This is a genomic window from Rhizobium sp. 05L419, from assembly GCF_056397845.1.
This window is the reverse complement of the sequence record NZ_JBFTOF010000001.1, coordinates 364,433-388,195: the sequence shown is the minus strand read 5'-3', so window position 1 is coordinate 388,195 and position 23,763 is coordinate 364,433. Positions and strand designations below refer to the sequence as shown.

The window sequence follows — 23,763 nt, the reverse complement described above, 5'->3', positions numbered from 1 at the left end:
GACTGTTATGAGTGAAGCCTTGAGCGAACTGTCGTCGTATCTCCGGGAGATGCGAGGCGACCTCTTTGTTGATGCGTCCATCAGCTACGACGAGCTGACGGTGACTGCGACGCCGGAAACGATTTTGGGCCTGCTGACGTTCCTGCGTGACGACGCGCGCTGCGCTTTCATCAGCATGATTGATATCTGCGGTGTCGACTGGCCACAGCGCGAGAAGCGCTTCGACGTTGTCTATCACCTACTGTCGCCGAAGCAGAATCAACGCATCCGTATCAAAGTTGCCGTGGCGGATGGTGAATCAGTGCCGTCAGCGACGTCGGTCTACAAAGGAGCCGAGTGGTTCGAACGTGAAGCCTGGGACATGTACGGGATACCTTTTTCCGGTCATGCCGACCTTCGCCGCATTCTCACCGATTACGGTTTCGAAGGACATCCGCTGCGCAAGGACTTCCCGACGACAGGTTACGTCGAGGTTCGTTACGACGATGCCGCCAAGCGTGTCGTCTACGAGCCCGTCGAACTGAAGCAGGAATTCCGCAATTTCGATTTCACGTCCCCTTGGGAAGGCACCGATTACGTGCTGCCGGGAGACGAGAAGGCGGGGAAATAACGATGAGGCTCGTATCTCTCGATGCCTCTCGGTTTGCCGTCCTATGCCAATTGCCAGCGCGGAGCGCGTCGCTATGACTGAACATAACGTTCGCAACTTTACGATCAATTTCGGACCGGAACACCCGTCCGCGCACGGTGTTCTGCGTCTCGTTCTCGAGCTCGATGGCGAAATCATCGAGCGCGTCGATCCGCATATCGGCCTTCTGCATCGCGGCACTGAAAAGCTGATCGAGACGAAGACCTATCTGCAGGCCGTTCCCTATTTCGACCGCCTCGATTATGTCGCGCCGATGAACCAGGAACACGCATTCGCACTTGCCGTCGAGAAGATGCTGAAGCTCGAAATTCCGATCCGCGGCCAGTTGATCCGTGTTCTCTACTCGGAAATTGGCCGCATCCTGTCGCACATCATGAACGTGACGACCCAGGCCATGGACGTCGGCGCGATGACGCCGCCGGTCTGGGGCTTTGAAGAGCGTGAAAAGCTCATGGTGTTCTACGAGCGCGCCTGCGGCGCCCGCATGCACTCGGCCTACTTCCGTCCGGGCGGCGTCCATCAGGACATCCCGCCGGAACTCGTCGAGGATATCGGCAAGTGGTGCGATCCGTTCCTGAAGATTCTGGACGACATCGAAGGCCTGCTGACCCACAACCGTATCTTCAAGCAGCGCAACGTCGATATCGGCGTCGTCTCGTTGGAAGATGCGTGGTCCTGGGGCTTCTCTGGCGTCATGGTTCGCGGTTCGGGCGCGGCTTGGGATCTGCGCCGTGCTCAGCCCTACGAGTGCTACAACGATATGGAATTCGACATCGCGATCGGTAAGAACGGCGACTGCTACGATCGCTATCTGATCCGCATGATCGAGATGCGCCAATCGGTCCGCATCATGAAGCAGTGTGTCGAGCGGCTGATGGGCGATGCGAAGACCGGGCCCGTGTCGTCGATCGACGGCAAGGTCGTGCCGCCGAAGCGCGGCGAGATGAAGCGCTCGATGGAAGCGCTCATCCACCATTTCAAGCTCTACACCGAAGGCTACCACGTACCCGCCGGCGAAGTGTACGCAGCCGTCGAAGCGCCGAAGGGCGAGTTCGGCGTGTACGTCGTCTCCGACGGAAGCAACAAACCCTACCGCTGCAAGATCCGTGCACCGGGCTATGCCCACCTTCAGGCGATGGATTTCCTGTGCAAGGGCCATATGCTCGCGGACGTGACTGCTATTCTCGGCTCGCTCGACATCGTGTTCGGCGAGGTAGATCGCTGATGCGTCTGCTGCCGCTCGTCGCTGTCGTTCTTCTCGCTGCATCCGGGGCTCACGCCCAGGAGGTTGGCGGAATGGGTCCCAAGCTGGGCCAGGAAGAGGCGACGCCGCCGGCAGGGAAAGCATCCATGGGCGAGTTGCTGTCCAAGGGCTATGAAATCAAGGCCGCCGTTCCGAACGGCGGCAAATTCGTTGTGTTTTTGCAAAAAGACCAGTCGGCCTACGCTTGCGAGATGAAGTCTCTGACGGCATCGCAGTGTGGGACCCTAAACTGACAAGGCGTGAGGAAGAATGTCCGTTCGTCGATTAGCCGAAGATCAATTCCAGCCGGCCGCGTTTGCCTTTAGCGAGGAAAATGCTGCCTGGGCGGATAAGACGATCCAGAAATATCCCGAAGGGCGTCAGCAATCGGCGGTCATCCCGCTTTTGATGCGGGCGCAGGAGCAGGATGGCTGGGTCACCCGCGCCGCGATCGAGAAGGTCGCGGACATGCTGGATATGGCTTACATTCGTGTGCTCGAGGTCGCGACGTTCTACACCCAGTTCCAACTGAACCCGGTCGGAACGCGCGCTCACATACAGGTGTGTGGCACCACGCCCTGCATGCTGCGCGGTTCGGAAAGCCTGATGTCGGTCTGCAAGAGCAAGATCCATCACCATCCGTTCGCGCGAAACGCCGAAGGCACGCTGTCCTGGGAAGAAGTCGAATGTCTCGGGGCGTGCGTCAATGCTCCCATGGTCATGATCGGCAAGGACACCTACGAGGATCTGACGCCGGAGCGCCTCGAAGAGATCATCGATACGTTTGACGCGGGCAACGGCGCGAGCATCACGCCCGGTCCGCAGATCGACCGCCACTTCTCGTCGCCTGAAGGCGGCCCGACGACGCTGACAGACGCAGAGCCCAAGGCTAAGAGGGCTTCCGCCAAGAAGGCCGAAGCCGCGACGGCAAAGGTCGACGCTGCACCGGTTCCCTCGTCTGAAGCGGCTCGCCCGAAAAGCACCGACGCTGAGACCAACGCTGCACTGAAGACGCCGGTAACAGCGCCGAAGGCAGCCGCGAAGAACATCAAGGCCGTCGAGGAACAGGCGGCAGCAGCAGCAACGCCTGCTCCAACAGCCGCGAAGCCTGCGCTTACCGACAAGAACCGTCCGGCAGGTATCGACAAGCCTGCTGCTCCTGACGATCTGAAGCTGATCGCGGGCGTTGGTCCTAAGATCGAAGGTACGCTCCACGAACTCGGCATCTTCACGTTCTCGCAGGTCGCGGGTTGGAAGAAGGCCGAGCGCGAATGGGTCGACGGCTACCTGAACTTCAAGGGCCGCATCGAGCGCGACGACTGGGTCAAGCAGGCCAAGGCGCTCGCCAAGGGCGGCGAAGCGGAATATATCAAGGTCTTCGGTAAGAAGCCGCGGTAAGAGGTGAAGCATGTTACAAGATAAAGACCGCATCTTTACCAATATCTACGGCCTCAAGGACAAGTCCCTGAAGGGCGCGATGAGCCGCGGCCACTGGGATGGCACCAAGCAGATCATCGAAAAGGGTCGCGACTGGATCATCAACGAGATGAAGGCATCAGGCCTTCGCGGACGTGGCGGCGCAGGCTTCCCGACCGGTCTTAAGTGGTCCTTCATGCCGAAGGAAAGCGATGGTCGCCCGCACTACCTCGTCGTCAATGCCGACGAGTCGGAGCCCGGCACCTGCAAAGACCGCGACATCATGCGTCACGATCCGCATACGCTGATCGAAGGCTGCGTGATTGCGAGCTTCGCCATGGGTGCGAATGCTGCCTACATCTACGTGCGTGGCGAATACATCCGCGAGCGCGAGGCGCTCCAGGCCGCGATCGACGAATGCTACGACTACGGTCTGCTCGGCAAGAACAACAAGCTCGGCTACCCTATTGATATCTACGTTCATCACGGCGCCGGCGCCTACATCTGCGGCGAAGAGACCGCCTTGCTCGAAAGCCTCGAAGGCAAGAAGGGCCAGCCGCGTCTGAAGCCGCCGTTCCCGGCAAACATGGGCCTCTACGGCTGCCCGACGACGGTCAATAACGTTGAATCGATCGCGGTTGCGCCGACCATCCTGCGCCGTGGCGCTGGCTGGTTTTCTGCACTCGGCCGTCCGAACAACGTCGGCACAAAGCTGTTCATGCTCTCCGGCCACGTCAACAAGCCGTGCACGGTCGAAGAGGAAATGGGCATCACCTTCCGTGAACTCGTCGACAAGCATGCCGGCGGTATCCGCGGCGGTTGGGACAATCTGCTTGCCGTCATTCCGGGCGGTGCGTCGTGCCCGATCGTTCCTGCCAAGGACATCATCGACTGCCCGATGGACTTCGATGGCCTGCGCGCTGTCGGTTCCTCTTTCGGAACGGCCGCCTCGATCGTCATGGACAAGTCCACCGATGTCATCAAGGCAATCGCCCGCATTTCCGCTTTCTTCAAGCATGAGAGCTGCGGTCAGTGCACGCCGTGCCGTGAAGGCACCGGCTGGATGTGGCGCGTCATGGAGCGCATGGCCAAGGGCAACGCTCAGAAGCGCGAAATCGACATGCTGTTCCAGGTCACGAAGCAGATCGAAGGCCACACCATCTGTGCGCTCGGCGACGCCGCCGCATGGCCGGTGCAGGGGCTGATCCGCAACTTCCGCCCGGAGATCGAAGCACGCATCGACCAGTATACGGCCGGCGCGATGGATCACGGTGCGGTTCTCGAAGCTGCAGAATAGGCTGATGATGACGAAGGCGCCCGACAGCACTGACAAGGAAGGAGCGGCCGATTTCTCGGCCGACTTCAGCCGTCTTGCTGCCGAAATGCTGGAAAATGCACGCGCCTTGCCGCCGCTTTTGGTCAATCCGGCCGCGGCGATGGCGGCTGCGACAGCGATCGGTTTCGGGTTTTCATCGCAGATGGCTGGCGCCTTCTTCGGAGCCCTGCAAGGGGCGATGGATGCCTCCAACAAGCTGAAGGCCGTTCTCGACGAGACGCCACCGGAAGAGGTGAAGCCTGAAATCGAAGTCAAGCCTGAGAATATTCGCTCGACACCCGCCAAGAAGGTGGCGAGCAAGGTGAAGCTTGCTGTTGCCACGGCATCCGAGCCGGTCGAGACGGCTGCGCCAAAGGTGAAGTCGACGTCACGCGCCGTAAAGGTCGACGATCTGAAACGGCTCCCGGGCGTAGGTCCGAAGCTGGAGCAGGTGCTGAACGCCAGGGGCATCCGCACTTTCGCGGACATTGCCGCATGGTCGGACGACGATATCGCCCGGATCGATGCCGAACTCGGCTTTGATGGCCGTATCGCGCGCGATGGCTGGACGACGCAGGCCAAGGCGCTTGCGGCGAGGGGCCGGAAGCGGACGTGATTTTTACGGCCGTCGTTATGCGGCTGGGGCAAGGTTAGGGCAAGACAGCGGATGGGCAGGGGCCTTAGGCTGCAAGTGCCGGAGGCCGATCCTTTGGGATCGGAGAATAGAATTGGGACGATACCGGTGCTAGCGGGATAAAAATCCGGCCTGGCAGTGGATGCGTTGCAAATTAGGTTTGTTTGCCGCCATCCGGCAAACGGAAAACAGGACTGAGTGACGATGGCAAAACTGAAGATTGACGGTAACGAGATCGAAGTCCCGGATCATTACACCCTCATTCAGGCGTGTGAGGAAGCCGGCGCTGAAGTTCCGCGCTTCTGCTTCCATGAACGCCTTTCGGTTGCCGGCAATTGCCGCATGTGCCTCGTCGAGGTCAAGGGTGGACCGCCGAAGCCGCAGGCTTCCTGCGCCATGGGCGTGCGCGACATCCGTGGCGGCCCGAATGGCGAGCTGCCGGAGGTGTTCACCAACACGCCTATGGTCAAGAAGGCCCGCGAAGGCGTGATGGAATTCCTGCTGATCAACCATCCGCTGGATTGCCCCATCTGCGACCAAGGCGGAGAATGTGATCTGCAGGACCAAGCGATGGCCTTCGGCATTGATAGCTCCCGCTATCAGGAAGATAAGCGCGCCGTCGAAGACAAATACATCGGCCCGCTCGTCAAGACGGTGATGAACCGCTGCATTCACTGCACGCGCTGCGTCCGCTTTACGACTGAAGTTGCCGGCATCGCCGAACTCGGCCTGATCGGACGCGGCGAAGACGCCGAGATCACCACTTACCTCGAGCAGGCGATGACCTCCGAGCTGCAGGGCAACGTTGTTGACCTCTGCCCGGTCGGCGCGCTGACCTCCAAGCCTTTCGCTTTCACGGCCCGTCCGTGGGAGCTGAACAAGACCGAATCGATCGACGTCATGGACGCTCTCGGTTCCGCGATCCGCGTCGATACCCGCGGCCGCGAAGTCATGCGCGTTCTGCCGCGCGTCAACGACCAGATCAATGAAGAGTGGATCTCCGACAAGAGCCGCTTCATCTGGGATGGCCTGAAGACGCAGCGCCTCGACAAGCCGTATGTCCGCAAGGGCGGACGCCTGCAGCCAGCCACCTGGGGCGAAGCCTTCGGTGCGATCAAGGCAGCCGTTTCGGCGACAACAGGTGAGAAGATCGGCGCGATCGCCGGCGATCTCGCCTCCGTCGAGGAAATGTACGCCCTCTCGGAACTGGTGAAGTCGCTCGGTTCCGAGAACCTCGACTGTCGCCAGGATGGGACGGCCCTCGATCCGTCGCTCGGCCGTGCAAGCTACGTCTTCAACCCGACGATCGAAGGCATCGAGCAGGCTGATGCTCTTCTCGTCATCGGTTCCAATCCGCGCTTCGAAGCGGCCGTTCTCAACGCCCGCATCCGCAAGCGCTGGCGCCGCGGCAACTTCCCGATCGGCGTGATCGGCGAAGGCGGCGAGCTTCGGTACAACTACGAGTATCTCGGCTCCGGCCCCGATACGCTGAAGGATCTGGTTGATGGCAACCACGCCTTCGCCAAGGTTCTGACGGATGCCAAGAAGCCGATGATCATCATCGGCCAAGGCGCTCTTTCGCGCGCGGATGGCTCCGGCGTCCTCGCAAGCGCCGCAAAGCTTGCCGGCAATGTCGGCGTGGTCGTCGAAGGCTGGAACGGCTTTGCCGTCCTGCACACAGCAGCCTCGCGCGTCGGCGGTCTTGATCTCGGCTTCGTGCCGGGCGCCAAGGGCGTCAACGCTGCCGAGATGTTGACGTCGATGGACGTTCTCTTCCTGCTGGGCGCCGACGAACTGAATTTCACGGCCAAGAAGGCGAAGCTCACCGTCTACATCGGCTCGCACGGCGACGAGGGCGCGCAGAATGCCGACGTTATCCTGCCGGCCGCTGCCTATACTGAAAAGTCTGGTACCTGGGTCAACACCGAAGGCCGCGTGCAGATGGGCAACCGTGCTGGCTTCGCGCCGGGCGATGCTCGCGAAGACTGGGCTATTCTGCGTGCGCTGTCCGACGTGCTCGGCAAGAAGCTTCCGTTTGATTCGCTTAGCCAATTGCGCGCGAAGCTGTATGACGCTTTCCCGCATTTCGCAGCACTCGACGAGATCGCCGAAAGCGACAGCGCCAAAATTGCCGCAGTTGCGAAAAAAGCCGGCAAGATGAACAAATCCGGGTTTGCGTCGCCTGTGAAAGACTTCTATTTGACGAACCCAATCGCGCGTGCTTCGGCTGTCATGGCCGAGTGCTCGGCATTGGCCCGCAACAACTTCAAAGTCGCGGCAGAGTAAGGGCAGGGGACTATGGAATCGTTCTTTTCAGCATACGTCTGGCCCGGCCTCATCATGGTCGGTCAGTCGCTTCTCGTCCTCGTCTGCCTGCTCGTTTTCATCGCCTACATTCTGTTGGCCGACCGCAAGATCTGGGCAGCCGTCCAGCTGCGCCGTGGTCCGAATGTGGTGGGTCCGTTCGGCCTTTTCCAGTCTTTCGCCGATCTTTTGAAGTTCGTCTTCAAGGAACCTGTGATTCCGGCCGGCGCCGACAAGGCAGTTTTCCTGCTCGCGCCACTGGTCACCGTGCTGCTGGCGCTGTCGACCTGGGCTGTCGTGCCCTTTGCCGATGGCTGGGTGATCTCGAACATCAACGTTGGTGTTCTCTACATCTTCGCGATCTCGTCTCTCGAAGTGTACGGCGTCATCATGGGCGGCTGGGCTTCGAACTCGAAGTATCCCTTCCTGGGCGCGCTGCGCTCCGCGGCGCAGATGGTGTCCTACGAAGTCTCGATCGGCTTCGTCATCGTCACCGTGCTGCTTTGCGTGGGCTCGCTGAACCTCACGGATATCGTTCACGCTCAGCAGAGCGGCCTTGGAACACGCCTCGGCTTGCCCGCGTCCTTCCTGGACTGGCATTGGCTGGCACTGTTCCCGATGTTCATCATCTTCTTCATTTCGGCGCTTGCCGAGACGAACCGTCCGCCCTTCGACCTTCCGGAAGCTGAATCGGAACTCGTCGCCGGCTTCATGGTGGAATACGGCTCCGCGCTCTACATGATGTTCATGCTCGGCGAATACGCAGCCATTGTCCTGATGTGCTCGCTGACGACGATCCTGTTCCTCGGAGGCTGGCTGCCGCCGGTCGACGTCTGGTTCCTGAACTGGGTCCCCGGCATCATCTGGTTCATGCTGAAGTCGTGCCTGGTGTTCTTCATGTTCGCGATGGTCAAGGCATTCGTCCCCCGCTATCGCTATGACCAGCTCATGCGCCTCGGCTGGAAGGTTTTCCTTCCCCTCTCGCTTGCCATGGTCGTTATCGTTGCATTCGTGCTGAAGCTGATGGGGTCGTGATTATGCCGACCCTCGTTTCTAGCAATTTTGGAGGTTGAAGATGGCAGGCTTGTCCAACGCTGTCAGCTCGCTGTTCCTGAAGGAATTCGTCAGTGCGTTCTGGCTGACCTTCCGGTACATTTTTAAGCAGAAGGCAACGATCAACTATCCCTTCGAGAAGGGGCCGGTGAGCCCGCGCTTCCGTGGCGAACACGCATTGCGCCGTTATCCCAACGGCGAAGAGCGCTGCATCGCCTGCAAGCTTTGCGAGGCGATCTGTCCTGCCCAGGCAATCACCATCGAAGCCGGCCCGCGCCGCAACGATGGTACGCGCCGCACGGTGCGTTATGACATTGACATGGTGAAGTGCATCTACTGCGGCTTCTGCCAGGAGGCGTGCCCCGTCGATGCGATCGTCGAAGGCCCGAATTTCGAGTTTGCGACGGAAACCCGCGAAGAGCTCTACTTCGACAAGGCGCGGCTTCTGGAGAATGGCGATCGGTGGGAACGCGAAATCGCGCGCAACATCGCGTTGGACTCTCCGTACCGCTGATCGACATTGAAAATGCCGGAAGAGGCTGCGTAGCGCGTCTTCCGGTCAATATGCACCTAAGCTTTGCTGGATATGTCCGCGCGAAGCTTCATCGGGCAGGGAAACTCCCGGCTGCCCGGGGGAAGATGAAAAAGGCACCAACATGGGTCTGCAGGCTCTATTTTTCTATCTTTTCGCCTTTATCGCGATAGCGTCGGCGTTCATGGTTATCTGGTCGAAGAACCCGGTTCATTCGGTTCTCTTCCTGATCCTGGTTTTCTTTAACGCGGCAGGCCTCTTCCTGCTGCTTGGCGCTGAATTCCTGGCGATGATCCTGCTCGTCGTTTATGTCGGCGCCGTGGCCGTTCTCTTCCTCTTCGTGGTCATGATGCTCGACATCGACTTTACGGAGCTGCGCGCGGGCGTTCTCGAATATGCGCCGATCGGCGCGCTGATCGGGGTGATCCTTGCGGCCGAACTGATCGTTGTCGTCGGCGGCACCGTCATTTCCCCTGAGATCGCCAAGTCGGTGGCCATGCCGATCCCGGCCATTACCGAGCGGACAAACACCGCAGCTCTCGGCGATTTGCTCTATACGCACTACGTCTACTTCTTCCAGATCGCCGGCCTGGTGCTGCTCGTTGCGATGATCGGGGCTATTGTCCTGACGCTCAAGCATCGCACGCACGTCAAGCGGCAGAACATTGCCAATCAGGTTGCCCGCAATCCGGCGACCGCCGTCGAGGTGGTCAAGGTCAAGCCGGGGCAGGGTGTTTGAGGCAGGCGCGAGCTTAAGGAACATAAACAATGGTCATCGGACTTTCCCATTACCTGACGGTCAGCGCCATCCTCTTCACGCTCGGCGTCTTCGGCATCTTCCTGAACAGGAAGAACATTATCGTCATCCTGATGTCGATCGAGCTCATTCTGCTCGCGGTCAACATCAACATGGTCGCCTTCTCGTCGTTCCTGAACGACATCGTCGGCCAGGTCTTCGCATTGTTCATTCTGACCGTCGCTGCTGCTGAAGCGGCCATCGGTCTCGCAATTCTCGTCGTCTTCTACCGCAACCGCGGCTCCATCGCCGTGGAAGACGTCAATATGATGAAGGGCTGATAAGGCTATGTTTTTATATAAGGCTATCGTCTTTCTTCCCCTGATTGGCGCTGTGATCGCCGGCCTTTTCGGCCGCGCGATCGGCGCCAAGGCATCGGAATTCGTGACCACCGGCTTCATGGTGATTGCCGCAGTCCTGTCCTGGTACGTCTTCATCACCGTCGGCATGGGCCACCACGAAGGAGGCCCGATCAAGGTCGAAGTGCTGCGCTGGATACAGTCCGGCGGCATCGACGTCTCCTGGGCACTGCGCATCGATACGCTCACCTCGGTCATGCTGATCGTCGTCAACACAGTCTCGACGCTGGTTCACGTCTACTCGATCGGGTACATGCATCATGACCCGCATCGCCCGCGCTTCTTCGCGTACCTCTCGCTCTTCACCTTCGCCATGTTGATGCTGGTGACGTCAGACAACCTCGGCCAGATGTTCTTCGGCTGGGAAGGTGTCGGTCTGGCCTCGTATCTGCTCATCGGCTTCTGGTTCAAGAAGCCTTCGGCTAACGCTGCCGCCATAAAGGCCTTTATCGTCAACCGCGTTGGCGATTTCGGTTTCATCCTCGGTATTGCCAGCCTCTTCGTTCTCTTCGGCGCGATCAACTTCGACACCATCTTCGCCAACGCCGCGACCTTTGCTCCGGCAGAAGGTGGCGGCGAGGGCGGCAAGATCGTGCTCAACCTCTTCGGCATGCATCTCGACAAGGCTCATGCGCTGACCGGCGCCTGCCTGCTGCTCTTCATGGGCGCGATGGGCAAGTCGGCGCAGTTCCTGCTCCACACCTGGCTGCCGGATGCCATGGAAGGCCCGACGCCGGTTTCGGCGCTGATCCATGCCGCAACCATGGTCACTGCCGGCGTCTTCCTCGTCGCCCGCATGTCGCCGCTGTTCGAGCTTTCGCCTGATGCTCTGGTCGTTGTCACGGTCATTGGCGCCATCACTGCCTTCTTCGCGGCGACCGTCGGCCTCGTGCAGAACGACATCAAGCGCGTCATCGCCTATTCGACCTGTTCGCAGCTCGGCTACATGTTCGTGGCGCTCGGCGTCGGCGCCTATGGCGCGGCTATCTTCCATCTGTTCACGCACGCCTTCTTCAAGGCTCTTCTGTTCCTTTGCGCCGGCTCGGTCATCCATGCCGTCGATGGCGAGCAGGACATGCGTTACATGGGTGGCCTGCGTCCGCACATTAAGACAACCTTCGCCTTGATGATCATCGGCACTCTGGCGATCACCGGTGTCGGCATTCCGTTCACCCCGGTCGGCTTTGCGGGCTTCTTCTCGAAGGACGTGATCATCGAGGCAACCTATGCTTCGCACTCGCCCGTCGCAGGCTTCGCCTTCGCTATGCTGGTCATTGCAGCTCTCTTTACCAGCTTCTATTCCTGGCGCCTTATCTTCCTGACCTTCTTCGGCAAGCCGCGCGCTTCGCACGAGGTCATGCATCACGTGCACGAATCGCCGCAGGTCATGCTGGTGCCGCTCTACATCCTGGCGATTGGTGCCGTCGCCGCCGGCTTCCTCTTCGAAGGCCGCTTCTACGGCGAGGAGTATGCCGAGTTCTGGAAGGGCGCGCTCTTTACCGGGGCCGAGAACGAACTGGTGGAGGAATTCCATCACGTTCCGGCCCTTGTCGCACTCAGCCCCTTCATCGCGATGATCATCGGTTTCGTCACGGCCTGGTATATGTACATCAAGTCGCCGTCGACGCCGGCTGTGCTCGCCAAGCAGCACCGCGTGCTCTACCAGTTCCTCTTGAACAAGTGGTACTTCGACGAGATCTACGATTTCCTCTTCGTCCGCTCGGCAAAGGCGCTTGGCCGCTTCCTGTGGCAGAAGGGTGACGTCGGCGTCATCGACACCTACGGCCCGAACGGCATTGCCGCCCGCGTCGTCGATGTCACCAATCGCGTGGTCCGTCTACAGACCGGTTACCTCTATCACTACGCGTTCGCCATGCTGATCGGCATCGCTGCGCTCGTTACTTGGATGATGCTCGGGAGTGCCCTCTGATGACCGATTGGCCTATTCTTTCCACGGTCACCTTCCTGCCGTTCGTCGGCGTGGTGCTCCTGCTTCTGATGAACGAGAACGGCCCGAACGGTCGCCGCAATGTCCTCAACATCGCGTTGCTCACGACTGTCGTCACCTTCGTCGTCTCGCTCTTCATCTGGATCGGCTTCGACAACGCGAACCCGGGCTTCCAGATGCTCGAGAAGCACGGCTGGCTCGGCACCGGCATCAGCTACCACATGGGCGTCGACGGCATTTCCGTGCTGTTCGTCATCCTGTCGACCTTCCTCATGCCGTTCTGCGTGCTGGCCAGCTGGTTCGCCGTCGAGAAGCGCCTGAAGGAATACATGATTGCCTTCTTGGTGCTGGAAGTGATGATGGTCGGCGTCTTCGTATCGCTCGATATCGTTCTCTTCTACGTTTTCTTCGAGGCCGGCCTTATCCCGATGTTCCTGATCATCGGCGTCTGGGGTGGCAAGGATCGCGTATACGCCAGCTATAAGTTCTTCCTCTACACGCTGCTCGGCTCGGTGCTGATGCTGCTTGCCATCATGGCGATGTACTGGCAGGCCGGCACGACGGATATTCCCGCGCTGCTCGCCTATAACTTCCCACCGCAGATGCAGACCTGGCTATGGCTTGCCTTCTTCGCCTCGTTCGCGGTCAAGATGCCGATGTGGCCGGTCCACACATGGCTTCCCGACGCTCACGTTCAGGCGCCGACGGCAGGTTCGGTCATCCTGGCAGGCGTGCTCCTGAAGCTCGGCGGCTACGGCCTGATCCGATTCTCGCTCGGCATGTTCCCTGTCGCCTCCGACTACTTCGCGCCAATGGTATTCGCGCTGTCCGTCATCGCCATCATCTACACCTCGCTGGTGGCGCTGATGCAGGACGACATCAAGAAGCTGATCGCCTACTCGTCCGTCGCCCACATGGGCTACGTGACGATGGGTATCTTCGCAGCCAATGCGCAGGGTCTGCAGGGCTCGATCTTCCAGATGTTGTCGCACGGCATCGTTTCGGGCGCGCTCTTCCTCTGCGTCGGCGTTGTCTACGACCGGACCCATACCCGCGCGATCGCGGCCTATGGCGGCCTGGTCAACAACATGCCGAAGTATGCCGTTGCGATGATGGTCTTCACCATGGCAAACGTCGGCCTTCCCGGCACGTCGGGATTCGTCGGCGAATTCCTGACGCTGATCGGTGTCTTCCGGGTCAATAGCTGGGTAGCGCTCTTTGCCGCAACGGGTGTTATTCTGTCGGCGGCCTATGCGCTCTGGCTCTATCGTCGGGTGATCTTCGGCGCGTTGGAAAAGGAAAAGCTCAAGGCTCTCCTCGACCTCACGCCGCGCGAACAGCTGATCCTCTATCCGATGATCGCACTCACAATCTTCTTCGGCGTCTATCCGGCTCCGGTATTCGACGTGACCGCTGCGTCTGTCGATCAACTGGTTCACAGCTATTCAGCCGCAGTCCAGGCAGCGCAGGATGTTGCGCTGTCGATGAAATGATGACGGGACTTTTGGGACATGACCTCTGAAACAATTCTCGCAAGCCTGCATCTTTCAATTCCGGAGCTGATCCTTGCGATCGGCGCGCTGGTTCTGCTGATGATCGGCGTCTTCTCGGGCGAACGCTCCGGTCGCATGGTCAGCGTTCTCGCGTTGATCGTCATCGCGGCTGCCGCGCTCTGGCTCATCTTCGTGCCGAGCGACGGCCTCGCCTATGGCGGTGTCTTCCTGTCGGACGGCTTCGCCCGGTTCATGAAGGTAACGGCGCTGATCGGTTCCTTCGTGACACTCTTCATGTCGCTCGGCCTTGCCAAGGAGAACCAGCTCGACAAGTTCGAGTTCCCGGTTCTGCTTGTGCTTTGCACGCTCGGCATTTTGCTGATGATCTCCGCGAACGACCTGATTTCGCTCTACCTCGGCCTCGAACTGCAGTCGCTGGCCATCTACGTGATTGCCGCGATCAACCGCGATAGCGTGAAGTCCACGGAAGCGGGCCTGAAGTACTTCGTGCTCGGCGCCCTTTCCTCGGGCATGCTGCTTTACGGCATGTCGCTGGTCTACGGTTTCACGGGTCATACGAACTTCGCCGATGTCGCCCATGCCCTTACCATCGACGGTGCTCGGTCGCTCGGTCTGATCTTCGGTCTCGTCTTCATCCTGGCCGGCATCGCCTTCAAAATCTCGGCTGTTCCGTTCCACATGTGGACACCTGACGTCTATGAAGGTGCACCGACGCCGGTGACTGCCTTCCTGGCAAGCGCCCCGAAGATTGCCGCGATGGCCATGATGACCCGTATCGTCATCACTGCCTTCCAGCCTGTTTTGGCCGACTGGCAGCAGGTCGTCGTTTTCATCTCGATTGCCTCGATGCTGCTCGGTTCCTTTGCCGCAATCGGCCAGAAGAACATCAAGCGACTGATGGCCTACTCTTCGATCGGCCACATGGGCTATGCGCTCGTCGGCCTTGCCGCCGGCACGCAGACGGGCGTCTCGGGCGTGATGCTCTATATGGTCATCTACATGGTCATGACGCTGGGCAGCTTTGCGATCATCATGTCGATGCGCCGCAAGGACGGCACCATGGTCGAAAGCGTCAGCGACCTGGCTGGCCTCTCGACCACGAACCCCTTCATGGCGACAGTGCTGACCGTTCTGATGTTTTCGTTGGCCGGTATTCCGCCGCTCGCAGGCTTCTTCGGGAAGTACTTCGTCTTTATTGCTGCCATTGAAGCAAAGCTCTACGCGCTCGCCATCATCGGGGTTCTGGCATCTGTCGTCGGCGCCTACTACTACCTGCGCGTCATCAAGCTGATGTGGTTCGATGAGGCGATCGGCGAGTTCGCCCGCGTTTCCGGCTCGCTGCGCCTGGTCTTCGGCGTTTCCGGTCTCTTCGTTCTCGCCTATGTTCTCATCGGCGGTCCGATCGGCGGTGCGGCCGAACTCGCTGCTGCGACGCTGTTCTGATGAGCCTCGAGGCACGGCGCCGGATGTCGCTCGACGATTTCCGGCACGAGGCCCTGCCGGTGACATCGTCCACCAATAGTGAATGCCTTGCCCGCGCCCGGGCAGGGGACCGCGGTCTCCTCTGGGTGACTGCGGAGCGACAGACGGGTGGGCGCGGCCGGCGTGGGCGCCCCTGGATCTCAGAGCGGGGCAATCTGTACGCCTCGCTGCTCTTGATCGATCCGGCCCCGATGGAGCGCATTGGCTCCCTGCCGCTTGCCATAGCGGTTGCGGTGCACCAGGCGATCCGCCAGGTTCTTCCTCCGCAGGCTGAGCCGCTCGAGGTAAAATGGCCGAACGACATCCTGATCGGACGTAAGAAGACCTGCGGGATTCTTGTCGAGGGCGAAAGCCTGGCCGATGGCCGCCACGCGCTCGTCATCGGTATCGGCATCAATGTCTCCGTTGTGCCGGACAATCCGCTCTATCCCGTGACCTGCATTCGCGCACAGGGAAGCGCGGCCTCGCCGGAGGAGCTCTTTGCGCATCTTTTCGCGTCGATGGCGCAGGTGCTGGGTGCCTGGGATCGTGGTCGCGGCATTCGCGAGATCACTGCCCGCTGGCGCGACGTGGCGTGCGGCATAGGCGAAAAAATAACTGTCAACCTACCGGACCGGTCGATTTCCGGCCACTTCGCCGGAATTGATGATAATGGCCTGTTGATGCTCGATATTGGGGCAGGCAGGATGATGACGATCGCCGCCGGCGACGTCTTCTTTGGATGATTGGAAAAACGAAGACTATGGCGAAGCAGGACGAACTGGTATTTCTGCCTTTGGGCGGCGTCGGCGAGATCGGCATGAATCTCGCGCTTTACGGCTATGGTCCGTCCGAGCAACGCCAGTGGATCATGGTCGACTGCGGCGTCACTTTCCCCGGGCCTGATCTTCCCGGAGTCGATCTCGTGCTGCCCGACATCCGTTTTCTCGCCAAACAGCGCAAGAACCTGAAGGCGATCATCATCACTCACGCGCACGAGGATCACTACGGCGCGCTGGCCGACCTCTGGCCCGGTCTCAATGCTCCCGTCTATGCCTCGAAATTCACGGCCGGCATGCTCGAGGCCAAGCGCAGTTACGAAAAGTCGGCGATCGGTGAGATTCCGATTACGCCGTTTACTGCTGGCGATACGATCAACGTCGGCCCGTTCAGCATCGAAGGCGTGGGCGTCAACCATTCCATCCCCGAGCCGATGTCACTGATGATCCGCACGCCTGTGGGCAATGTCATCCATACCGGCGACTGGAAGATCGACCACGAACCATCGCTCGGTCCCCTGACCGACGAAACGCGCTTCCGCCAGATGGGCGACGAAGGTGTGCTGGCGCTGATGTGCGACTCCACCAATGCACTGCGGGATGGCGTCTCGCCCTCCGAGAAGGATGTCTCCGAAAGTCTGCGCAAGATCATCGAGAATGCCGAGGGCCGTGTTGCAATAACGACGTTTTCGTCGAACGTCGGCCGTATCAGGACGATTGCAGAAGCTGCGGAGGCCGCGGGTCGCGAGGTTCTATTGCTTGGAAGCTCGCTGAAGCGCGTCGTCGACGTCTCGCGCGATATTGGCATCATGGAAGGGGTGAAGCCGTTCATCTCCGAAGACGAATACGGCTATATCCCGCGCGACAAGGTCGTGGTCATCCTGACGGGCAGCCAGGGCGAGTCGCGCGCGGCACTCGCCAAACTCTCCCGTGACGAAATGCGCAATGTCGCGCTTGCGGCAGGTGACATCGTCGTCTTCTCGTCGCGCGCCATTCCGGGCAATGAAAAGGCCATTCAGGACATCAAGAATGGCCTCGTCGAGCAGGGCGTTCACTGCATCACCGACAGCGAGGCGCTGGTCCACGTTTCCGGTCATCCCCGCCGCAACGAGCTGCAGAAGATGTACGAATGGACGCGCCCGAAGGTCGTCGTGCCTGTCCACGGCGAGGCAACGCATCTGACTGCCCACAAGGAGCTGGCGGAACAGTCGGGTATCAAGACCGTCCCGCGCGTACGCAACGGTGATGTCCTGCGGCTGGCCCCGGGCCCTGTCGAGGTGATCGACGAGGCGCCGCACGGCCGGATCTACAAGGACGGCACCCTGATCGGCGACTTCGACGAGATGGGCATCGGCGAGCGAAAGAAGCTCTCCTACGTCGGCCACGTCGCCTTCAATCTCGTCATCGACGGTCGCTACGACATTGTCGGCGAGCCGGATCTCGTCGCCATCGGTCTGCCTGTTTACGACGATGAAGGAGACGAGATGGAAGATGCGCTTTATGACGCCGCGGTCGGCGCCATCGAGAGCATTCCGCGTGCCCGCCGCAAGGATTTGGATCTGCTACAGGAGTCGGCCCGTCGCGCCATTCGCGCCGCTGCGAACCAAATCTGGGGCAAGAAGCCGCTCGTTACAGTCTTCGTCAACAAGGTCTGATAGATGCTCGGTCGGGTCAACCACGTCGCTCTCGCCGTACCGGACCTCGCCTCCGCGACGGCGGCTTACCGAGATACGCTTGGAGCAACGGTGTCATTGCCCCAGGCCCTGCCGGAACACGGCGTTACCGTCGTGTTCGTGGAGCTGACGAACACGAAAATCGAACTCCTCGAGCCGCTGGGAGCGGATTCACCGATCGCGGCTTTCCTGGACCGGAATCCTTCCGGCGGCATGCACCACGTATGTTACGAGGTTGGCGACATAATCGCCGCCCGCGACCACCTGTTGCGTGCTGGCGCGAGGGTGCTTGGAGGCGGGGATCCGAAGATCGGAGCGCACGGCAAACCGGTGCTCTTCCTGCACCCGAAGGACTTCTTCGGCACTTTGATCGAGCTTGAACAGGTCTAGACCCTGCTGCGGCAGAGTRACCCAAATCCCGGAAATTCCGGGAGAGCGCTCAAAGCTGCTTTGAGTTGGCGGCCAAACGGGCTTATAAGCACGCAAAACGCGGTTATCGCGCAGACGTTCAGCGGGACATCCTATGCTGCAGGTATTATTACAGGGCTTCGCCGTCTACTTCATCGTCTGGTGGATTACCCTCTTTGCGGTTCTTCCGATCGGCCTGCGCACGCAGGCAGACGACAATGATATCGTGCTGGGTACCGTTCACAGTGCGCCGACCCGCTTTCGCCCGGTCTTTGTCTTCACGACGACGACGGTCGTCTCGGCCGTCATCTATGCGCTGTGGTATATCTCTTCGAACTACTTCGGATGGGGTTTTGATGCCCTGCCACAAATCGGCCCCTCGTTCTCGAACGTATGAGGGCGTTTGCTCAGGTTTTGGGCAGATGCAAAATTAAGCTGTCACACAGATGTCATCATGCTGCGGCATGGAGATGCCGTAACGGAATGCAGGCCTTCCGTTACGGTAGGTCGAGTGGGTTGAACCATGACAGTGGAAGCAAAAAACCAAAAAAAAACAAGGCTAAAAGCCTTGTTTTAAGTATCGCGTGATCCTTAACCGTTGCCGGGGCTGCGACTAGCGCGCCTAAGATCTGATCCTCCCAAGACTTGACCGCGAATTCGGCAGAGATTTACCTCTCTGCCTGTTTTGTGGGCTCAAGCTAGCTCAAAGATTGGGCTTTGTCATCAGATTTTTTTGCATTTTTGCTACACTCTAGCAATTTTTTTCTGTTGATAAGAATTTCGTACAAACCATTATAATCCTGCGTTTTTCTTCGTCTTACAGTTTCGCGGATGCGAACTTGCTTTTACGGAAGGCCGCTTGAACCTATCGCGGGTTTCCTTCCTGCCGCGAAGCKGATATGAACGCTGCCAACATTCGTGATTGCCTTCGATTCCGCCACCGGCGGTTTCTCAACATCTCTGGATTTCGCCATGCGTCTGTCTCGCTATTTCATGCCCATCCTCAAGGAAAATCCCAAGGAGGCGGAAATCGTCTCCCACCGGCTGATGCTGCGCGCCGGCATGATCCGGCAGCAGTCGCAGGGTATTTATTCCTGGCTGCCCCTGGGCAAGCGCGTCCTTGACAAGGTGAACAACATCATTCGCGAGGAGCAGAACCGCTCGGGCGCGATCGAGCTCTCCATGCCGACGCTGCAGTCCGCCGAACTCTGGCAGGAGAGCGGCCGCTACGATGCATACGGCAAAGAAATGCTGCGCATCAAGGATCGTCAGGATCGTCCGATGCTGTACGGACCGACGAACGAGGAAATGGTAACGGATATCTTCCGTTCCTACGTCAAGTCCTACAAGGACCTGCCGATGAACCTCTATCACATCCAGCTGAAGTTCCGCGACGAGATCCGTCCGCGTTTCGGCACCATGCGCTCGCGCGAGTTCATGATGAAGGACGCCTATTCCTTCGATCTGACGCGCGAAGGCGCCGAGCATTCCTACAAGAAGATGTTCGCTGCATACCTGCGCACATTCGATCGTCTCGGGCTGCGTGCCATTCCCATGCGGGCCGACACCGGTCCCATCGGAGGCGATCTCAGCCACGAATTCATCATTCTTGCGGACACCGGCGAATCCGAAGTCTATTGCCACAGGGATTTTGTCAATTTTGATACTCCTGCGGTCGATACCGATTTCGACGATGTTGCGGGGCTGAAGGCGATCTTCGACAAGTGGACTTCGGTCTACGCAGCCACCTCCGAGATGCACGACGAAGCTGCGTTCAACGCAATTCCCGAAACCGAGCGCCTTTCAGCTCGCGGTATCGAAGTCGGCCACATCTTCTACTTCGGCACGAAATACTCCGAGCCGATGGGTGCGAAAGTGCAGGGGCCGGACGGCAAGGAACACGCCGTTCACATGGGTTCCTACGGTATCGGCCCGACACGCCTTGTTCCCGCCATCATCGAAGCCTCGCATGACGAGAACGGAATCATCTGGCCCGCGGCGGTGGCGCCGTTCGATGCGGTCGTGATCAATATGAAGGCGGGCGATGCTGCCTGCGACGCTGCCTGCGAGAAGATCTACGCCGTGCTTTCGAAGGCCGGTAAGGACGTTCTCTACGACGACACGGATGATCGCGCCGGAACCAAATTCGCGACCGCCGATCTGATCGGCGTTCCGCTCCAGATCATTGCCGGTCCGCGTGCGGTCGCGAACGGCGAAGTAGAAGTCAAAGACCGCAAGACCGGCGCCCGCGAAACGATGACCATCGACGCGGCGATCAACAAGCTCTTAGGCTAAGGAAGCGGGAGGCAAAATGGCAGACGCAGCGGTGAGCCGGCGGGGTTCTGAATCCGGCTCGGCTCCGGCCAGCCGGCCATTTTCCGCCTTCGAACGACTTGTGGCCTGGCGCTATCTGCGCGCGCGCCGCAAGGAAGCGTTCATTTCGGTCATCGCCGGCTTTTCCTTTATCGGGATCATGCTTGGCGTTGCCACCCTGATCATCGTCATGGCCGTCATGAATGGCTTTCGAACGGAATTGATTTCCCGTATTCTGGGCATCAACGGTCACATGATCGTGCAGCCGGTGGATGGGCCGTTCACAGACTATGCTGCCCTGACCGACCGGTTCGCCGCGGTCCCCGGCATCAAGCTGGCGCTGCCGCTTGTCGAGGGCCAGACGCTCGCATCGGGGGCAGGTGGGGCTGGCACGGGCGCGCTGGTGCGCGGTATTCGTGCGGAAGACCTCTCGAAGGTGAAAACGGTCTCCGACAATATCAAGTCGGGCGATCTTGTTGGCTTCGCGGCCGGGCAGGGCGTTCTTATTGGCTCGCGCATGGCCGACCAACTGGGGCTGCAGGCGGGTGATAATATCACATTGATATCACCGGAAGGTGACGTGACGCCGATGGGCATCAACCCACGCGTCAAATCCTACAAGGTCTCGGGTATATTCGAGATCGGCATGTCGGAATATGATGCGACCATCATCTATATGCCGCTCGAGGAAGCCCAGCTCTATTTCAATGCCGAAGGGCTGGTGCAATCCATCGAGCTCTTTGTAGACAATCCAGATGACATTGATGCTCTGCGCCCAAAGGTCGAAGCGGCGGCCGGACGGCAGATCGCTGTCACAGATTGGCGCCAGCGCAACCAGACCTTCTTCTCCGCGCTTCAGGTCGAGCGCAACGTCATGTTCATGATCCTGACGCTGATCGTCCTCGTGGCTGCGCTGAACATCATTTCCGGTCTCATCATGCTGGTAAAGGACAAGGGCAGCGATATTGCCATCCTGCGCACCATGGGTGCTAGCTCCGGGGCCATCATGCGTATCTTTTTCATGACCGGCGCGGCGATCGGCATCGTCGGGACGCTGGCAGGCGTGCTGCTTGGCGTCGTCGTCTGCGTCAACATCGAAAAGATCCGCGGGTTCTTCTCCTGGATCTCGGGAACCGTTCTTTTCGATCCGCAGCTCTATTTCCTCAGCCAGTTGCCCGCTGAAATGAATCTCGGCGAAACGATCTCGGTTGTGGTCATGGCGCTGACGCTCTCCTTCATCGCAACGATCTTCCCGGCATGGCGCGCCTCCAAGCTCGATCCCGTCCAGGCCCTGCGCTACGAATAAGGAATGCTCATTTCATGAAGCGGAATACCGTTCTCAAGCTTTCCGGCGTTGAGCGCCAGTACGGCCAGGGAGAGACTGTGCTCTCGATCCTCAAGGGGGCCGATTTCACGCTCAACAGTGGTGAGATCGTCGCGCTCGTCGCTCCCTCCGGGACGGGAAAGTCGACGCTGCTGCATCTTGCCGGCCTGCTGGAGCATCCCGACGCGGGAGAGGTCAGCATCAACGGTCACCCGTGCAACGGTCTGTCCGACGACAAACGCACGGCGATCCGCCGCGGGGAAATCGGTTTCGTCTACCAGTTCCATCATCTGCTGCCGGAGTTTTCAGCGATTGAGAACATCATGATGCCGCAGATGATCGCTGGGTTGCCGCGCGGCGAGGCAAAAGAACGGGCCGCTCAACTGCTAGACTATATGCGGATCGGCCATCGCGGTGCGCATCGTCCCGGTGAGCTTTCCGGTGGCGAGCAGCAGCGCGTGGCGATTGCCCGCGCCGTCGCAAATGCGCCCAGCCTGCTGCTCGCCGATGAGCCGACAGGCAACCTCGATCCGGAAACGGCAAGCTACGTCTTCGAAGCGCTGGAAGCGCTGGTACGCCAGTCGGGTCTTGCGGCACTGATCGCGACGCACAATCATGAATTGGCCCGCCGCATGGATCGTCGTGTGACGATAGCCGACGGCAAGGTCGTAGATTTCTGACGATGCCACTCAGGGGATGATTAGACCACCGCGATAATCGAGTTCGTACGCCTTTCGCCCGTCGACCTCGATAAACTCGTGGCCGCGGAAATGCGCGCAGTCGCCGTCGCTGCGATCGACATAACGCCCGAGCGGATGGCTGAATTCCATGCCGCCCAGGAAGCGGCGATGTTCTGCGTACATTCGCGACAACGCCGCCGTGATCACGGTGCCTGCGGCGGTTGAATCCATCAGGTCCGGCTGGACGATCCGGCCGAAATAGTTCATTGCCCAAACCGGCTCTCCCTTCAGCCACGCGACCTCTTGCCCGGCAAAGTCAGTTCCGCCGAAATAGCTGTCGAGATAACGCCAGGGACCGCGCTCAAAGCCGATGTCGTGGGAACCGCTGCGGCTGGACGCTTGTCTGACGCCGCCTGCCACGTAGGTCTGCGACTTTGCTTCAACGATGAACGCATTGAGCTCTGTGAGATTCATGAACCCTCCTCGGGGGTGCCGTTCAAATCAATCGGTGCTGCCGCAGGCTTTCTGCCCGACGTCGTCGTCCCAATCCGCGACCGGGATCGTCTTGGCATCGACCTTCGAAGCCTTGCCATCCCGGGTGACCTTGCCCGTCAGCACGTTGTAGTCGCAGGCGCCAGTATTGTTGGTGTCCAGCGTGTCGTAGTGACTGAACGTGTATCCTGCGACGACGAACTGCTCGTTACGGTAGGCGAGGGTCAATGCCTGTTCCCAGCGATCGCGGCCGATCCCGGAATTCTGCGAATGCACGGCTATCGATCCGCTCGACAAAGCCTCGATCGATGGGTCCTGGCCGAACATGCCGTCCAGGCTTCCATTGCCCCAGACCTTCCCGGGCGCCTGTGTTGCCAGTGTCAACAGCGCGTGATCCTTGTCCCTCAGGTAGATATAAATGCCGATATCGTCGCCTTGCGCCGGCGATGCTACCAGGAGCGCGAGGTCTGCCTCGCCATCGTGATTCCAATCGCCAGTCGCTCCGCCGATGATTTTCGCCGGATCGATCTGTTCGGCCGCGGCAGAGCCGGCAGCAACGCACAGTGCAGTTAGGACAAATTTAAACATGCTTCTCTCCGTTCGATCCCGAACAGAAGAGCGGAAAAGATTCCTGTTGACAATAGAACAATAGCAGAACAAATTATAAACATAAGAGCACAGGAGAGCCAAATGACTGATATGATCCGTGATATCGCAGCATTCACCTCCATCGCAATGTTCGTTGCCAGCTTCTCGCTGATCTGCATGGCAATGTAGAATTCAGGGGACCGCATGGCTGCCATGCGGTCCTACCGCAGGACTGCGTCTGGACACCAACGCTGACAAGGCCGACAATGCCCCGATTCATCT

General features: G+C 59.6%; 23 protein-coding genes. 21 read left to right on the top strand and 2 right to left on the bottom strand.

Annotated elements, in window-relative coordinates; genetic code table 11:
* The first annotated feature begins 7 nt into the window (after window positions 1–7).
* The 21 genes from AC1DMK_RS02005 (at window position 8) to AC1DMK_RS01905 (ending at window position 22,401) form a co-directional block, all read left to right on the top strand.
* Window positions 8–610 carry an NADH-quinone oxidoreductase subunit C gene (locus tag AC1DMK_RS02005; RefSeq protein ID WP_477856842.1) on the top strand — a complete coding sequence of 201 codons (603 nt, stop codon included), beginning with the start codon at window positions 8–10 and terminating at the stop codon, window positions 608–610.
* Window positions 611–683: 73 nt separating this feature from the next.
* Entirely contained in the window at window positions 684–1,874 is a 1,191-nt protein-coding gene (locus tag AC1DMK_RS02000; protein ID WP_477856841.1) for an NADH-quinone oxidoreductase subunit D, read from the top strand.
* A complete protein-coding gene (locus tag AC1DMK_RS01995) occupies window positions 1,874–2,146 on the top strand; it encodes a hypothetical protein (protein ID WP_037063416.1) in 273 nt (90 codons plus the stop codon). The genes AC1DMK_RS02000 and AC1DMK_RS01995 overlap by 1 nt, the downstream gene beginning before the upstream one ends.
* Before the next feature lie 16 nt (window positions 2,147–2,162).
* Window positions 2,163–3,290 (top strand): NADH-quinone oxidoreductase subunit E, encoded by a 1,128-nt coding sequence (locus tag AC1DMK_RS01990; RefSeq protein ID WP_037063419.1) that lies wholly within the window; start codon window positions 2,163–2,165, stop codon window positions 3,288–3,290.
* Between the two features lie 10 nt (window positions 3,291–3,300).
* On the top strand, window positions 3,301–4,605 hold the full coding sequence (gene nuoF / locus AC1DMK_RS01985; RefSeq protein ID WP_037063422.1) for an NADH-quinone oxidoreductase subunit NuoF: 1,305 nt from the start codon (window positions 3,301–3,303) through the stop codon (window positions 4,603–4,605).
* Between the two features lie 4 nt (window positions 4,606–4,609).
* Window positions 4,610–5,239: a helix-hairpin-helix domain-containing protein gene (locus AC1DMK_RS01980; RefSeq protein WP_477856838.1), complete on the top strand. Its 630-nt coding sequence runs from the start codon at window positions 4,610–4,612 to the stop codon at window positions 5,237–5,239.
* Window positions 5,240–5,461: 222 nt separating this feature from the next.
* Window positions 5,462–7,543, top strand: a complete 2,082-nt coding sequence (nuoG, locus tag AC1DMK_RS01975; RefSeq protein ID WP_477856836.1) for an NADH-quinone oxidoreductase subunit NuoG — start codon at window positions 5,462–5,464, stop codon at window positions 7,541–7,543.
* Window positions 7,544–7,555: 12 nt separating this feature from the next.
* Window positions 7,556–8,596 (top strand): NADH-quinone oxidoreductase subunit NuoH, encoded by a 1,041-nt coding sequence (gene nuoH / locus AC1DMK_RS01970; RefSeq protein WP_477856835.1) that lies wholly within the window; start codon window positions 7,556–7,558, stop codon window positions 8,594–8,596.
* A 40-nt stretch (window positions 8,597–8,636) separates the two neighbouring features.
* Complete coding sequence (nuoI, locus tag AC1DMK_RS01965; protein WP_037063430.1) at window positions 8,637–9,128, top strand: NADH-quinone oxidoreductase subunit NuoI; 492 nt, start codon at window positions 8,637–8,639, stop codon at window positions 9,126–9,128.
* Between the two features lie 142 nt (window positions 9,129–9,270).
* A complete protein-coding gene (locus AC1DMK_RS01960) occupies window positions 9,271–9,885 on the top strand; it encodes an NADH-quinone oxidoreductase subunit J (protein ID WP_037063432.1) in 615 nt (204 codons plus the stop codon).
* Between the two features lie 29 nt (window positions 9,886–9,914).
* Entirely contained in the window at window positions 9,915–10,223 is a 309-nt protein-coding gene (gene nuoK, locus AC1DMK_RS01955; RefSeq protein ID WP_018900202.1) for an NADH-quinone oxidoreductase subunit NuoK, read from the top strand.
* Between the two features lie 7 nt (window positions 10,224–10,230).
* Window positions 10,231–12,231, top strand: coding sequence for an NADH-quinone oxidoreductase subunit L (gene nuoL, locus AC1DMK_RS01950; protein WP_037063436.1), 2,001 nt, complete (start codon window positions 10,231–10,233; stop codon window positions 12,229–12,231).
* Entirely contained in the window at window positions 12,231–13,742 is a 1,512-nt protein-coding gene (locus AC1DMK_RS01945) for an NADH-quinone oxidoreductase subunit M (RefSeq protein WP_037063438.1), read from the top strand. Before nuoL ends, AC1DMK_RS01945 begins: the two co-directional genes overlap by 1 nt.
* A gap of 18 nt (window positions 13,743–13,760) precedes the next feature.
* Window positions 13,761–15,206, top strand: coding sequence for an NADH-quinone oxidoreductase subunit NuoN (gene nuoN, locus AC1DMK_RS01940; protein WP_037063440.1), 1,446 nt, complete (start codon window positions 13,761–13,763; stop codon window positions 15,204–15,206).
* The gene (locus AC1DMK_RS01935; RefSeq protein WP_477856832.1) at window positions 15,206–15,970 is read left to right on the top strand and encodes a biotin--[acetyl-CoA-carboxylase] ligase; all 765 of its coding nucleotides are present in this window, start codon (window positions 15,206–15,208) and stop codon (window positions 15,968–15,970) included. The genes nuoN and AC1DMK_RS01935 overlap by 1 nt, the downstream gene beginning before the upstream one ends.
* Window positions 15,971–15,987: 17 nt before the next feature.
* On the top strand, window positions 15,988–17,658 hold the full coding sequence (locus AC1DMK_RS01930) for a ribonuclease J (protein WP_477856830.1): 1,671 nt from the start codon (window positions 15,988–15,990) through the stop codon (window positions 17,656–17,658).
* 3 nt (window positions 17,659–17,661) lie between these two features.
* Window positions 17,662–18,066 (top strand): methylmalonyl-CoA epimerase, encoded by a 405-nt coding sequence (gene mce / locus AC1DMK_RS01925; protein ID WP_037063447.1) that lies wholly within the window; start codon window positions 17,662–17,664, stop codon window positions 18,064–18,066.
* Between the two features lie 133 nt (window positions 18,067–18,199).
* A complete protein-coding gene (locus tag AC1DMK_RS01920; protein WP_037063449.1) occupies window positions 18,200–18,481 on the top strand; it encodes a DUF1467 family protein in 282 nt (93 codons plus the stop codon).
* Between the two features lie 575 nt (window positions 18,482–19,056).
* Window positions 19,057–20,379 (top strand): proline--tRNA ligase, encoded by a 1,323-nt coding sequence (gene proS, locus AC1DMK_RS01915; RefSeq protein WP_477856827.1) that lies wholly within the window; start codon window positions 19,057–19,059, stop codon window positions 20,377–20,379.
* 16 nt (window positions 20,380–20,395) lie between these two features.
* Window positions 20,396–21,703 (top strand): lipoprotein-releasing ABC transporter permease subunit, encoded by a 1,308-nt coding sequence (locus AC1DMK_RS01910; protein WP_037063451.1) that lies wholly within the window; start codon window positions 20,396–20,398, stop codon window positions 21,701–21,703.
* A gap of 14 nt (window positions 21,704–21,717) precedes the next feature.
* The gene (locus tag AC1DMK_RS01905; protein WP_037063453.1) at window positions 21,718–22,401 is read left to right on the top strand and encodes an ABC transporter ATP-binding protein; all 684 of its coding nucleotides are present in this window, start codon (window positions 21,718–21,720) and stop codon (window positions 22,399–22,401) included.
* A 9-nt stretch (window positions 22,402–22,410) separates the two neighbouring features.
* Here the strand turns inward: AC1DMK_RS01905 and AC1DMK_RS01900 are convergent, their stop codons facing one another.
* A complete protein-coding gene (locus AC1DMK_RS01900; protein WP_037063455.1) occupies window positions 22,411–22,875 on the bottom strand; it encodes a DUF5680 domain-containing protein in 465 nt (154 codons plus the stop codon).
* Between the two features lie 27 nt (window positions 22,876–22,902).
* Window positions 22,903–23,481 (bottom strand): hypothetical protein, encoded by a 579-nt coding sequence (locus tag AC1DMK_RS01895; RefSeq protein ID WP_477856824.1) that lies wholly within the window; start codon window positions 23,479–23,481, stop codon window positions 22,903–22,905.
* Window positions 23,482–23,763 lie beyond the last annotated feature (282 nt).